Below are 13,631 nucleotides of genomic sequence, written 5' to 3'. Positions count from 1 at the left end.
TATAAAAATCAATTTTGAGCAAAGATAGTGATTCAATTATAAATTATGAATTATGAATTGAGTCAACAAAACCATACTCCTCAATTTTAAGGGTTCTAAAACTTTCAACAAAAAACTTAGAAACTTAGAAACTTAGAAACTTTAAACTTATTACATTTGTCAATATGATATTAGTTACAGGGGGAACAGGTTTAGTGGGCGCGCATCTCTTAATTCACTTAACAAAAAAAGGTGAGCAAGTTCGTGCTATTTATAGAAATTTGGATAACATCCAAAAGACAAAATCACTGTTTTCATTGTACAAAAAAAACTCATTTTTCGAGTTAATCGAATGGATTCAAGCTGATATTCTAGACATTCCGTCTTTAGAAAATGCTTTTCAGGGAATTGACAAAGTGTATCACTGCGCAGCTATAATTTCATTTGATCCAAAAGATGAAAACCTTGTCCGAAAAACAAACATTGAAGGCACGGCAAACATTGTTAATTTTTGCCTGAATTATAACATCCAAAAACTCTGCCATGTCAGTTCTATAGCCGCACTTGGTGATTTAGCAGCGCATGAATCTATCATTACAGAAGAAACCGAATGGAATCCCGAAAAACTGCACAGCGATTATGCGATTTCAAAATACGGTTCGGAAATGGAAATCTGGCGCGGTCAGCAGGAAGGACTGAAAGTAGTAATAGTAAACCCAGGCGTAATTATCGGCCCCGGCTTTTGGGATCAGGGAAGCGGAGAAATTTTCAAGAAAGTAAAAAATAAACTGCCTTTCTACACTAAAGGATCTACTGGTTTTGTAGCAGTTACTGATGTTGTAAATATATTGTATGAACTAATGGAAAGCAATATTCATGGTGAACGCTACACACTCATTAGCCAAAACATTTTGTTTCAGGACTTTTTATTCGCTATTGCTGATGCTTTAAAAGTAAGAAGACCAAAATATCATGCCACCCCTTTTATCATAAACAGTTTATCGAATTTGGAATGGATAGCTTCAAACCTTTTTGGAAAAAGAAGACAGCTTAGCAAAGCCACTGCAAGATCTTCTTATTCAACTGATTTATATTCTAATGAAAAAACAAAAAACGCCTTGAATTTTACATTCACAGACGTTTATGATTATATAAAGGAAATTGTTATTTTGTAGTTTTATCAGCTTTCTTATGCTTTAGACTCTTTTCTTTTTTTGTTTTATTTAGAGAATCTTTCTTTTTAGTTTTTAATCCCTTCTCTTTTTTAGCCTTTTCAATAGAATCTTTTTCTTTTTTAATTTTTAACTCTTTGTCTTTTTTGACTTTATTTATAGAATCCTGTATTTTTTTTGCTTTTGCTTTTTTAAGTGCTGCTTCCTTTTTTTCAGCTTTTTTATTAATCAGATCCACTGCATCTTTCTCTTTCTTTAATCGGCCGTTTATCTCATCAAACATCTTTTTATATTCTCTATAATCAGAAGCGTAATAAGCATTACTTTTTGCAAACTGAATGCTGTCTACTTTATATTTAGTAAAAATATACGTCTTTGGATTGATTCCGTTTTTATATAGCGTATTAGGATCCTGATATCTCATAGCATCCAAAAGCGAAATATCATAAAAAATAGCGGACATCGTCTTTTTATCAATAAGATTATCCGGCCTTTCAACCAAATCCTTATTGCAGCTAAAAAATGAAACAGCCAGTACAAAAAGAGACAGTATCTTTCTCATATTCTATTTATTATCGGTCAAATAAGATTCTTTGTCCAGCACGGATATCTTTTACTTTAAACCCGGAATACACCAGCTTACCATTAACAAAAGTATGCGTAACTCTAGATTTAAAAGTAAACTTTTCAAAAGGAGACCAGCCGCATTTTGAAAGTATATTTTCTTTTTTCACACTCCAAGGCAGACCTGAATTGATAATTACCAAGTCGGCATAATACCCCTCCTTAATAAACCCTCTTTTTTCAATTTTAAAAATTTTAGCAGGATTATGACACATCTTCTCGACGATTTTCTCAATACTTATCTTTCCTTGATGATATGCTTCAAACATTGCCACAAGAGCGTGCTGCACCAGCGGACCTCCCGAAGGAGCCTGCAGATATTTCTGCTGTTTTTCTTCCAGTGTGTGAGGTGCGTGATCGGTAGCAATTACATCAATACGGCCGTCATTCAGCGCTTCCCATAGCACTTTTCGGTCATTAGCAGTTTTTACAGCTGGATTCCATTTTATAAAATTGCCTTTAGTTTCATAATCATCATTGGTAAACCATAAATGATGCACGCAGACTTCGGCAGTAATCTTTTTTTCTTCCAATGGAATTTTATTGGTAAACAGTTCCATTTCCTTTGCTGTAGAAAGATGAAAAACATGCAGTCTTGCTCCTGTTTTTTTAGCCAGAGCAATCGCTTTTGATGAAGACAGATAACAAGCCTCTTCACTGCGGATAAGATGATGAGCCGTTACAGGAACGTCTTCGCCATATTCTTCTTTATATTTTTCTAAATTATCTTTGATAGTCTGTTCATCTTCACAATGAACCGCAATGAGCATCGAAGTACATGAAAATATCTTCTCCAGTACTGCTTCATTATCTACCAGCATATTTCCAGTAGAAGAGCCGAGGAATATTTTGATCCCAGCAACATTTTTAGGATTGGTTTTCAATACTTCTTCCAGATTATCATTGGTAGCACCCATCATAAAAGAATAATTGGCAAAAGACTTCTCAGAAGCGATTTGATATTTTTCTTCTAAAATTTGCTGGGTAACAGCATTAGGAACAGTGTTAGGCTGTTCTATAAAAGAGGTAATTCCTCCTGCAACTGCAGCTCTGGACTCGGATTCTATATCTCCTTTATGAGTAAGTCCAGGTTCTCTAAAATGCACCTGATCATCTATAACTCCAGGGATAAGATAATTTCCTTCGGCATCAATAATCATACAGTCAGATGATTTCAGGCTGATATTATCCGAAATCTCAACTATAAGATCATTGTCTATAAGAACATCTCCTTCAAAAATAACTCCTTCATTTACTATTTTAGCATTTTTAATTAAATATCTATTCATAGCATATTCTTTTACAAACTGTTAAATATTTTTTTTAAACGCAGCAAAATAACACCAAATACAGCTTCAATTATTATCGAATTACTCATCTTAGATTGACCCTTAGTCCTATCGGTAAAAATAATCGGCACTTCGGCAATGGATAATTTTTTACAATAAGTACGGTATTTCATTTCAATCTGAAAAGCATAACCAACAAATCTGATTTTATCCAGATTAATTGATTCGAGCACTATCCTTTTATAACATACAAAACCAGCGGTTGCATCATGTATTTTCATTCCGGTAATTATACGTACATATACTGAGGCAAAATAAGACATCAAAACACGGCTTAAAGGCCAGTTGACGACATTAACTCCTGTTACATATCGTGAACCTATCGCCAGATCAGCATCTCCAAAATGGCAGGCATCGTATAATTTCTCTAAATCATTAGGGTTGTGAGAAAAATCAGCATCCATTTCAAAAATAAAATCATAATTATTTTTTAGTGCCCATTTAAAACCGTGAACATAAGCTGTTCCTAAGCCTGATTTTTTGGTTCTTTCTTCTAAAAATAATCTGCCTCCATACTCATCCTGAAGCGTGGCTACTTTATCTGCAGTATGGTCCGGAGAGTTGTCATCAATAACCAAGACATGGAAAGATTTGCGTTGAGAGAGCACAGCTCTGATAATGCTTTCGATGTTTTCAATTTCGTTATAGGTAGGAATTATAACAAGGCAGCTGTTCATATTTCGCGTAATTTCGATGCAAAAGTAACCTTTTTATGCCATTTGATTATTATAAAATTATAATAAATAATGTTATAAAAATCACTAATTTTGCTCTAATTATGACTGAACACCTACTTCATCCGAGAATAACTGATACCAGCGATTGGGTAACTATAATTTTCATTATGGCTTTTGGGATTATTGCGCTGACAAAATCTATTTATGAAAACCGTTTTGAAGATTTTTCTAAATTAATTTTCTCCGATAAATATAACAGAATATACAGAGACAGCAGCCACCTTATAGATATGTTCTCCATTACCCTGTTTTTTGTTCAGGTGATATCTTTTTCATTTTTCATCCAAATTTTGCTCAGCCAATTTGGCTACGGAACAAAAACTGACTGGGTACTATTTATTCAGATTTTCACTTTTGTGCTTTATTTTATTTTGGCTAAATTTTTAATCGAAAAAATTATCGCAACTGCTTTTAAGATAGAAGAAATTGCAGAACAATTTAATTTACAAAAGATTAGCTACAGAACATATGCCGGTTTATTATTACTCCCAATTGACATTGTTTTATACTATTATAACGCAGCTTTAAAGGACTTACCCCTGCTCATTCTATATGGCATAATCGTTTTGAATGTTTTTCTTTATCTGTTCTCAATAAAAAATTACAGAAAAGAAATTTTCAGTAAGTTCTTTTATTTTATTTTATATCTTTGCACTCTCGAAATAGCACCCTATTATTTTATGTATTATTGGTTTACAAAAGATAGCGTTTAGAAATTATTTAAATATGAAAGTGAAAACAATTTTGGTATCACAACCAGAACCTAAAGTGGAAAATTCTCCATACTTTGAGCTGCAGCAAAAGCATAAAGTAAAAATTGATTTCAGACCTTTTATCCACGTAGAAGGAGTAAGCGCAAAAGAAATTAGACTTCAAAAAATTGATCTAAACAATTATTCTGCTATTATATTGACAAGTAAAAATGCTGTCGATCATTTTTTCAGAGTGGCAGAAGAAATGCGTTATAAAATCCCTGAAGGACTAAAATACTTTTGTCAATCTGAAGCGATTGCATTTTACCTGCAGAAATATGTAGTGTACAGAAAACGTAAAATCTACGTTGGACCAAAAGATTTTGCTGATTTATCACCTTTGATAAAAAAATACAAAGACGAGAAATTCCTGCTTCCTGCTTCGGATCAATTAAACGCAGACATTCCAGTTACATTAAACGCTTTGAAAGTAGACTGGACACCAGCTATTTTTTACAAGACCGTCATGAGTGACTTATCTGATTTGGCAGATGTTTATTATGATGTTTTAGCTTTCTTCAGCCCAACCGGAATCAAATCTTTATACAAAAATTTTCCAGATTTTGAACAAAACAATACTCGAATAGCCGTTTTTGGCAGTACTACTCAAAAAGAAGCTCTTGACCACGGATTACGTGTGGATATAATGGCGCCGACACCAGGGACACCATCAATGACAATGGCTTTGGAAAAATACATAGCAGAAGTTAATAAAGCTAAATAGCTCTATACTAAAACTGCTGATTTTATAAATCCAGATTCCAATTTTACATAAATTGGAATCTGGATTTATATTTTTTAAGAACTTTTCGATTATTTTTGATTACAGATTAAACCAAAACCGTTTTTTCAATTCAAATATACTCATGAAGAGTGTTGCTATAAAGTTTTAAAACAAAAAACATTCGAAACCTTTTAGACCAATAAACAGATAAATCCAACTTATAAAACTAACCACAAAACTTTATGAAAAAAGCCCGATTAATTACTCTCTTACTTCCTTTATCGCTGTTAATTGTCAATTGCAACTCTGCAAAAAAAGGAAAATCAGATTATGTTGAAGTTAAAAAAATCAGCTACAAAACTGATGTCGAGCCTATAATCGCAAACAGCTGCTCTCCTTGCCACATACCGCCTCAAGGAAGAAAAGAACCGCTGGAAAACTATGAACACGTAAAAGCAAATATTGGTGCTATACTGGAACGCGTTCAGCTGCCACAGGACAACCGTAAATTTATGCCTCCGGTAAATAAAAAACCTGCTTTGACTGCTGACCAGCTTTCTGTCTTACTAAAATGGCAGCAACAAGGCATGCAGGAATAAATTTATCCCAATAAAAAACCAAATTCCAATTGTATTGAAATTTGGTTTTTTTATTTAGAATTTTCTTTTTAACTACCTTCTATTCATATAAATAGAAACATAATACAATAAAGTAGCAATAGAACCCAATGCGGCAACCACATAAGTTCTGGCTGCCCATTTCAGAGAATCCTTAGCCCCTGCATGTTCCTGCTGTGTTAACATTCTTTTATTTTCTAACCAAGCCAAAGCTCTGTTACTTGCATCATATTCTACCGGCAGGGTCACGATAGAAAACAAAGTTGTCGCAGCAAAAATCACAATTCCTATCAATAAAAGCGACGGAAATGTTCTAATCATCAGGATTCCTGCCAATAAAATCCACTGCATAAAAGAAGAAGCAACATTAACAATTGGCACCAATTGCGAACGCATTGTCAGCCACTGATAACCCACAGCATGCTGTACCGCGTGACCGCATTCGTGTGCCGCAACTGCAGCCGCTGCCGCATTTCTTTGGTTATAAACCGCTTCACTCAGATTGACTGTTTTATCTGCCGGATTGTAATGGTCTGTTAATTGACCCGGTGTTGAAATTACGCGAACGTCACTTATACCATGATCGGCGAGCATTTTTTCGGCTATTTCGGCGCCTGACATTCCGTTTTGTAAATGCAGTTTTGAATAAAATTCAAACTTATTCTTTAGTGTAGAACTCACTAGCCAGCTTGCCAGCATAATACCGCCCGCAAGTATCAAATAACTCATTCCCATATTTTTGTTTTTTATGTTTTAGTTTCTGAATAAACATCAAATTCTGAACCAAACTTAGAAAATGCCAATTTGACATCCGTTAAAAAATCTTTAAAAATGGTAATTTCAATTTCATTGACAATAAAAAATCCCAAATTCCAATCGTGAAATTGGAATTTGGGATTTGTATTTTCTTTTTAAAATAACTGCTAAAAAGCAAAATCTCTCTCTTTAGCCCCGATTGCAGAGGAAATCCTTGTGGGCTGGGGTTCAGCCCACAAGATTGCAGCGGAAAGCGGGAACAATCTATCCTGAAAATGCCTAATCTTTCTGCTCCTAAATTTTATTACTCCTCATCAGCATTCAGCTGGTTATTTACAGCTTCAAATTTTGCAATTAGATTATTAACTCTTGTCTGTTCTTTTTTGATTTCCTTTGGTCGCAGATAAAACCAGGTAAAACCTATCCATCCCAGCGTTACTGCATAGGTAACAACTGCCCAAAGGATTGTCATTCTCGATGCGTATTCATACATATATAAACTCAATCCTAACCCAAGCAGTATAAAATAAAGACTCATCATCGTAGACTGCAGAAAATGTTGTTTTGTTTTAATTGAAATTAATTTCTGCAGGTATTCACTATTACTCTGAGTATCATCGATTGTTTTGAAAAAGACAGCAAGTTTATTGTACACAAATAAATAAATTACCATCGCCAAAATGACTAAAACAATTCCGATTTTAGTCGAAATAAACTCAGGCTGAAATCGATACCAGATGAAAAGAATAAATACACTTGTTGCGATAAGAAGCACATTTGTTATAATTAATTTTCGCATGCTTACTCCCTTGAAATGTTTGAGTTTAGTAAACAGATCCTGAATATCGGGCGGAGTTACCGCCTGCTGTTTCCATAAGTTTTTGAAATCTATATTATTTTCCATTTTCTTTAAATTTTTGAGTCAGTTTTTCTTTTATTCTGTGGATTTTCACTCTGACATTTGCTTCCGAAAGCCCTAGAATTTTGGCAATTTCTGCCTGTTTTACTTCTTCCAGTTCCAGTGAGATGATGATACGTTCGGTTTCGGGCAATTCGGCTATGCATTTGTACAAAAACTGAATCTGCGGTTCCAATGAATGCTGTTTTTCTTCACTTAGATAAATGGGAAGTTCTGATTTTGGAAAGCGTTTTTCCTTTTCAATCTGCCTCAGACAATTATTGGAAGCAATCCTGAAAATCCAGGTTCCAATGCCCGATTCGTTTCTAAAAGTATCCAGCTTTTGCCAGACAATAATGAAGGTTTCCTGAGTTAAATCGGTTGCAGTATCATAATCATTTACAAATCCCATGCAGAGCCTGAATATTCTGTCCCAATATGTTTTATAGATATTTTCGAATTCCATTCTTACAATTTTATAAAGTTTTTCAGCTGTGCCATATACCATTCTTTATCATCATACATAATAAAGTGCAATCCCTTGGTTGAATACTGAAAACTAGCCGTTTTTAAATTTTTATACTGCGTTTCGATAGGCTCTTTATAATTCGAAAAGCCAAATTCTAATAATATTAATGAAGGACATCTTATTGATGCGATTTTATCTCTCAAATCAGTGTTGGAAAAATCGCAGTACATTTCGCCAAACGTTTTTCTGTCGGATTTCATGCTCCAGCTGATTGCTTCTTCCTGTTTTGAGGCGTCCGCCAAAAGCATAGCGATATTCCTTTTCTGCATCTGAAGAAATTCATCCTCAGACATTGCGTTTATTGGATTCACTATTGATGAACAGTCGTTGTTTTCTTTCGATTTAAAAGACGGATCTCTCAAAGCTGTTAAACAAGGAAGCGCATCAACGACAACAATTTTAGACATTAAATCGGGATAATCGGAAGCGATGGCCAAGGCAAGTCCTCCGCCCATACTGTGTCCTACTATTATTGGTTTTTCGATTTTATTAACTCTAATATAGTTCACAATTTCGGTTTCCCAATTTTTGAACGAAACATTTGGCTGTGATTTGACTCCTGCAAAACCAGCCATTGTAAAAGTATAACACGTAAAATCTTTTTCAAAATTGGCTTTTGTTTCATTCCAGACATCTCCAGAACTAGCAAATCCCGGCAGGAAAATAATAGATTGTTTTCCTTTTCCTGATTTTACAACCTCAAAAGGATAGTTTTTTGTTTGTGCAAACACATTTACACATAATACCGAAAACAATAAAGCGATAACTAAGAATATATTTTTTTTCATTTTTAATAGTTTTAAATTGTTAATTAATCGGATCCTGCGTTTGGATACGAGAACTATTAAAATGTTACAAAAAATTTCAAAAAAATAAATATTCTCTCTAAATCCCGGTAAAATAGGGATAAAAAAAATCCAAATCCCAACATACATTGGAATTTGGATTCTTAAAATATTCAACAGATGGGTTGCATTAACAATTAACAACTAACCATTTACAATTAATATTATCCTACCAAATTGATAATTTTCCCCGGAACGATAATCACCTTGTTTGGTGTTTTTCCATCCAATTGTTTTTGGGTTCTTTCGTCTTTCATAACGATTTCCTCAATTTGTTCTTTGGTTAAATCCAAAGGCAATTTGATGGTGAAACGCATTTTTCCGTTGAAAGAAACCGGATATTCTTTTTCGCTTTCCACCAAATGCTTTTCTTCAAAAACAGGGAATGGAACCGTTGCAATCGAACCTTCATTTCCTAATAACGACCATAATTCCTCGGCAATGTGAGGCGCATAAGGCGAAATCACAATCGCCAATGGCTCTAAAATAGCTCGAGAATGACAATTTTGAGTTGACAATTCATTCACACAAATCATAAACTGCGAAACCGAAGTATTGAAAGAGAAATTCTCAATATCGTCAGCTACTTTCTTGATGGTTTTGTGCAACGATTTTAGGTTGTCTTTGGTTGGTTCATCATTATTTACAATTAAACCACTTTCATCAAAATACAATCTCCATAATTTTTTAAGGAAACCGAAAACTCCCGAAATACCAGCCGTATTCCAAGGTTTCGCTTGCTCTAAAGGCCCCAAGAACATTTCATATAAACGCAAAGTATCGGCTCCGTATTCAGCGCAAATATCATCCGGAGTTACAACATTGTATTTTGATTTTGACATTTTTTCAACTTCGCGACCAACGATGTATTTTCCATTTTCTTCACAAATGAATTCGGCATCAGCGTAATCTTCTCTCCAAGCTTTGAATTTTTCAACATCCAATTCATCAGAAGAATTCACCATTGATACATCTGAGTGAATTTGATTAAATGAAATACCTAAAATTTGTATATCTCTATCATATTTTAAAAGTTCTGGCATATCTTTTGGCCTTTTGATAGCTATTTCATCGATAGAATCTAAAACATCTGTTTTTACATTTTCAGGAAGTAAATCAAAATCTAAATATTTTTTTTCACTGAAAAATTTATTTAGATTTTTTTCAAATCCATCAATAATCTTTTTTGAAAAGAAAAATTTAGTCCCAAGATTAGCTTCATATGAAGGATCAAAATATGCAGTTAAGTTATTATTATATGCTATTGCCTTAGATTCCTCAGTTATAGTAAAATTAATATTAAAATGAATTGCCAATCTATAAACAAACGCACTCATCCCCAAAATCATTCCCTGATTAATCAATTTTTTGAATGGCTCTTCGGTTGGTGCAAAACCTTTGTCTTTTAGGAATTTGTTCCAAAAACGGGAATACAATAAGTGCCCTGTTGCATGTTCGCTTCCTCCAATGTATAAATCCACGCTTTCCCAATATTTCAATGCGTCTTGACTTGCAAACTCTCCCTCATTTTGCGCATCCATATAACGCATCCAATACCACGAACTTCCCGCCCAACCCGGCATGGTGTTCAATTCTAGAGGAAAAACAGTCACATTATCTGCCAACTGCGTACTGACCACTGCATTCTGAATAGTATCCCAAGCCCAAACAGAAGCGTTTCCTAATGGTGGCAATCCGTCTTCGGTTGGTAAATATTTCTCTACTTCAGGCAAAATAATCGGCAAATGTTTATTATCGATCATTTGAGGCAAACCGTTCACATAATAAACCGGAAACGGCTCTCCCCAATATCTTTGACGGGAGAAAACAGCATCACGCAAACGGTAATTTGTTTTTCCTTTTCCTTGACCTATTTTTTCCAGTTCAGCGATAACTTTCTTGGTCGCTTCTTTATAATTCAAACCGTTCAGAAAATCTGAATTGGCAATTTCTACATTATCTTTTGAACCATAAGCCGATTCCGAAATATCAACATTTGCAAAAATGTTTTTGATTTCAGGCATTCCGTTTTGTCCTTTGAAGAAATTTGCAAACGCATAATCCCTTTCATCGCCGCAAGGAACCGCCATTACAGCTCCTGTCCCATAACCCGCCAAAACATAATCGCCAATCCAAACCGGAATTGGCTCTTTCGTAAACGGATGTTCCGCAAAAGCTCCAGTAAAAACTCCCGAAATGGTTTTTACATCAGCCATACGCTCTCTTTCGGAACGTTTTGCCGTTTTTTCGATATAGGCTTCAACTTCCGCTTTTTGCTCTGGAGTTGTAATTTGCGCAACCAATTCGTGTTCCGGTGCCAAAGTCATGAATGTTACTCCGAAGATTGTGTCAGGACGAGTGGTGAAAACTTCTATAAACCTCACCCCCAGCCCCTCTCCTGAGGAGAGGGGGGCTTGACCCTCTTTATCTTTATAAGAATTTCGTAGACTTAATTCTTCTTTTATCTTCGATAAAACTGATTGAATATCATTTAAAACTTCTTCATTCGTAAAACGAATTACTTTATAAAGATGTTTTTGCTCTAATTCTAAAGTTCGCAATTCATCTAATTCTATTTGCTCTTTTTCACCGTGATAACCTCCGTCAACTTCGATAATCAGCTTTTTTTCAAGGGAAACAAAATCGACAATAAAATTACCGATGTAATGCTGTCTTCTTATTTTATACCCTAAGTTCGAATTCCTAACTTCCTGCCAAAGCACATCTTCTGCCTCAGTTGGATTCTTACGATTTTCCCTTGCATTACCAACCAGTTGCGAAGCAATAGAAGCATTAGCTGTCATATATCCCTTCTCAACAGCTTGGCTCCCCTCTCCACTGGAGAGGGGTTGGGGGTGAGGTTTTACCGCAAAGGAAACCATCGCTCCAACCGATTTTCCAATCCAATTTCGTTGCGATTCTTTAATCGATTCGCTCCAGTCAATCGTATCCAAACCTTGCAACAAACGCTCAGCATAAGCCGAAATTCGCATACTCCATTGCGTCATTTTTTTGCGTACAACCGGAAAACCGCCACGTTCCGAAACACCGTTTACAATTTCGTCATTTGCCAAAACAGTTCCTAATCCCGGACACCAGTTCACTTCTGTTTCTGCCAAATACGTCAATCGATACTGCAACAAAATACGCTCTTGCTCCTCTTTCGCGAAAGCGTTCCATTCATTGGCAGAAAAAATTTCAATATTATCGTCGCAAACCGCGTTTACGTTTGCATTTCCTTCTTTTTCAAAAACAGCAACCAAAGTATCGATATCTTCGGCTTTGTCGGTATCTTTATTGTACCAAGAATTGAACAATTGGATAAAAATCCACTGCGTATGCTTGTAATAATCAGGATTCGAAGTACGAACTTCACGATCCCAATCAAATGAAAACCCTATTTTATCCAACTGCTTTCTGTAGCCGGCAATCACTTTCCCTTCCTTGTCCACACCACCGTCAATGTTTACGCGGGTTGTGTCCTCAGGACGTTGCCCGGTCTGAATTGCATATTGCTCCGCAGGCAATCCAAAACTGTCATATCCCATTGGGTGCAGCACGTTAAAACCTTGGTGTCTTTTGTATCTCGAATACACATCCGAAGCGATGTATCCCAGCGGATGCCCAACGTGCAATCCCGCTCCCGATGGGTACGGAAACATGTCCAAAACATAATGTTTCGGCTTTTCAGAATCATTTTTGGCCGCAAAAGTTTTGTTATCAGCCCAGTATTTTTGCCATTTGGCTTCTATTTCGTTCGGATTGTATTTCATCTTTATAAGTTGCTAAGTTACTGAGTAACTAAGTTTCTAAGTTTTAAATTATAAAAGCGCAAATTTACGTTTATTGTGGCTTGTTACCAAAGCTTGCTTAATTGTTTTTTGGAGCAGAACATTTTATATTTTTCACAAGTTCAATCCCGCTTTTCACTGCAATCTTTTGTAGAGACGGGTTTGAAACCCGTCTCTACAAAAGGATTTTCGTTTCAATCGGGGCTAAAATTCAGCATTTTTACATTTTTGAAATTTTCTAAAATATAATTCTTGTAAAGACTCTAAGCAGCAAAGAAATCGGATTTAAGCTTTGCGCCTTCGTATCTTTACGAGAGTAGCATTGAGCACGCATCTCACAAAATAAAAAAAGCATCCTTTTTGTAATAAAAAACAAACACTCCACTTTTTATAAGTAAAAACACGTATGTTTGCAGTATGTTTTAATTAACACACCTAATGACTACAGCTAAAAAATACGACATAAAAGTCCGCCTTTGGATTGAAGAAACCGAAGGTCCATTTTTGGGTATTGGTAAAGTCTGGTTATTAGAAAATATTCAAAAAACAGGTTCAATAACTAATGCTGCCAAAGAAATGAAAATGGCATACCGTCAGGCTTGGCAGTTAGTAGAAGAAATGAACCAGCGTGCCGAAAGTCCCCTAGTCGAAAAAGTATTGGGCGGCAAAGGCGGCGGCGGAACCAAATTAACCGAAGCTGGTGAAAAAGCCATTCAGACATTTCATGAAATCGAAAAACGGATTAAGGATTTCGCTCAAAAAGAAACCCAGAATCTGAAGTTCTAAAATTTTTTATCAATCACTATTCCTTTTTAAACATACTGAATTATTAAAACAAACAACAGCTAACTAAATCAT

13 protein-coding genes are annotated in these 13,631 nt (G+C 35.3%); 5 read left to right on the top strand and 8 right to left on the bottom strand.

The genetic code is table 11. The annotated features are described in order from the left end of the window. The first annotated feature begins 164 nt into the window (after positions 1-164). The gene (locus IRZ80_RS10495; RefSeq protein ID WP_194641519.1) at positions 165-1,154 is read left to right on the top strand and encodes an NAD-dependent epimerase/dehydratase family protein; all 990 of its coding nucleotides are present in this window, start codon (positions 165-167) and stop codon (positions 1,152-1,154) included. On the opposite strand, the gene IRZ80_RS10490 is transcribed toward IRZ80_RS10495, so the two are convergent. Genes IRZ80_RS10490 through IRZ80_RS10480 form a run of 3 tightly spaced genes read right to left on the bottom strand, consistent with a single transcriptional unit; the run spans position 1,144 to position 3,801 of the window. Continuing rightward, positions 1,144-1,713, bottom strand: a complete 570-nt coding sequence (locus IRZ80_RS10490) for a DUF4296 domain-containing protein (RefSeq protein WP_194641518.1) — start codon at positions 1,711-1,713, stop codon at positions 1,144-1,146. The two genes, IRZ80_RS10495 and IRZ80_RS10490, sit on opposite strands and share 11 nt — an antisense overlap. 10 nt (positions 1,714-1,723) lie before the next feature. After that, positions 1,724-3,064, bottom strand: a complete 1,341-nt coding sequence (locus IRZ80_RS10485) for a dihydroorotase (protein ID WP_194641517.1) — start codon at positions 3,062-3,064, stop codon at positions 1,724-1,726. A gap of 11 nt (positions 3,065-3,075) precedes the next feature. After that, positions 3,076-3,801: a polyprenol monophosphomannose synthase gene (locus IRZ80_RS10480; protein ID WP_194641516.1), complete on the bottom strand. Its 726-nt coding sequence runs from the start codon at positions 3,799-3,801 to the stop codon at positions 3,076-3,078. Between the two features lie 101 nt (positions 3,802-3,902). Here IRZ80_RS10480 and IRZ80_RS10475 point away from each other — a divergent pair, with 101 nt between their 5' ends. The 3 genes from IRZ80_RS10475 to IRZ80_RS10465 all read left to right on the top strand — a co-directional run bounded on the left by IRZ80_RS10475 (position 3,903) and on the right by IRZ80_RS10465 (position 5,936). After that, on the top strand, positions 3,903-4,574 hold the full coding sequence (locus tag IRZ80_RS10475; protein ID WP_194641515.1) for a DUF4271 domain-containing protein: 672 nt from the start codon (positions 3,903-3,905) through the stop codon (positions 4,572-4,574). 13 nt (positions 4,575-4,587) lie between these two features. Further along, positions 4,588-5,337 (top strand): uroporphyrinogen-III synthase, encoded by a 750-nt coding sequence (locus IRZ80_RS10470; protein WP_194641514.1) that lies wholly within the window; start codon positions 4,588-4,590, stop codon positions 5,335-5,337. A 242-nt stretch (positions 5,338-5,579) separates the two neighbouring features. Beyond that, positions 5,580-5,936: a hypothetical protein gene (locus tag IRZ80_RS10465; RefSeq protein WP_194641513.1), complete on the top strand. Its 357-nt coding sequence runs from the start codon at positions 5,580-5,582 to the stop codon at positions 5,934-5,936. Positions 5,937-6,008: 72 nt separating this feature from the next. Here the strand turns inward: IRZ80_RS10465 and IRZ80_RS10460 are convergent, their stop codons facing one another. The 5 genes from IRZ80_RS10460 to IRZ80_RS10440 form a co-directional block, all read right to left on the bottom strand. Next, complete coding sequence (locus IRZ80_RS10460; RefSeq protein ID WP_194641512.1) at positions 6,009-6,689, bottom strand: zinc metallopeptidase; 681 nt, start codon at positions 6,687-6,689, stop codon at positions 6,009-6,011. A 325-nt stretch (positions 6,690-7,014) separates the two neighbouring features. Continuing rightward, on the bottom strand, positions 7,015-7,614 hold the full coding sequence (locus tag IRZ80_RS10455) for a hypothetical protein (protein ID WP_194641511.1): 600 nt from the start codon (positions 7,612-7,614) through the stop codon (positions 7,015-7,017). Beyond that, positions 7,604-8,074, bottom strand: a complete 471-nt coding sequence (locus tag IRZ80_RS10450; RefSeq protein WP_194641510.1) for an RNA polymerase sigma factor — start codon at positions 8,072-8,074, stop codon at positions 7,604-7,606. Before IRZ80_RS10450 ends, IRZ80_RS10455 begins: the two co-directional genes overlap by 11 nt. Before the next feature lie 2 nt (positions 8,075-8,076). Further along, entirely contained in the window at positions 8,077-8,925 is an 849-nt protein-coding gene (locus IRZ80_RS10445) for an alpha/beta fold hydrolase (protein ID WP_194641509.1), read from the bottom strand. A 221-nt stretch (positions 8,926-9,146) separates the two neighbouring features. Further along, on the bottom strand, positions 9,147-12,755 hold the full coding sequence (locus IRZ80_RS10440; protein ID WP_194641508.1) for a leucine--tRNA ligase: 3,609 nt from the start codon (positions 12,753-12,755) through the stop codon (positions 9,147-9,149). Between the two features lie 456 nt (positions 12,756-13,211). Between IRZ80_RS10440 and IRZ80_RS10435 the strand changes: the two genes are divergently transcribed. After that, entirely contained in the window at positions 13,212-13,559 is a 348-nt protein-coding gene (locus tag IRZ80_RS10435) for a winged helix-turn-helix domain-containing protein (RefSeq protein WP_194641507.1), read from the top strand. Positions 13,560-13,631 lie beyond the last annotated feature (72 nt).

The sequence above is a fragment of the Flavobacterium sp. HJJ genome, from assembly GCF_015351475.1.
Classification (GTDB): Bacteria; Bacteroidota; Bacteroidia; order Flavobacteriales; family Flavobacteriaceae; genus Flavobacterium; species Flavobacterium marginilacus.
This window is presented reverse-complemented; position numbering and strand designations above follow the sequence as displayed.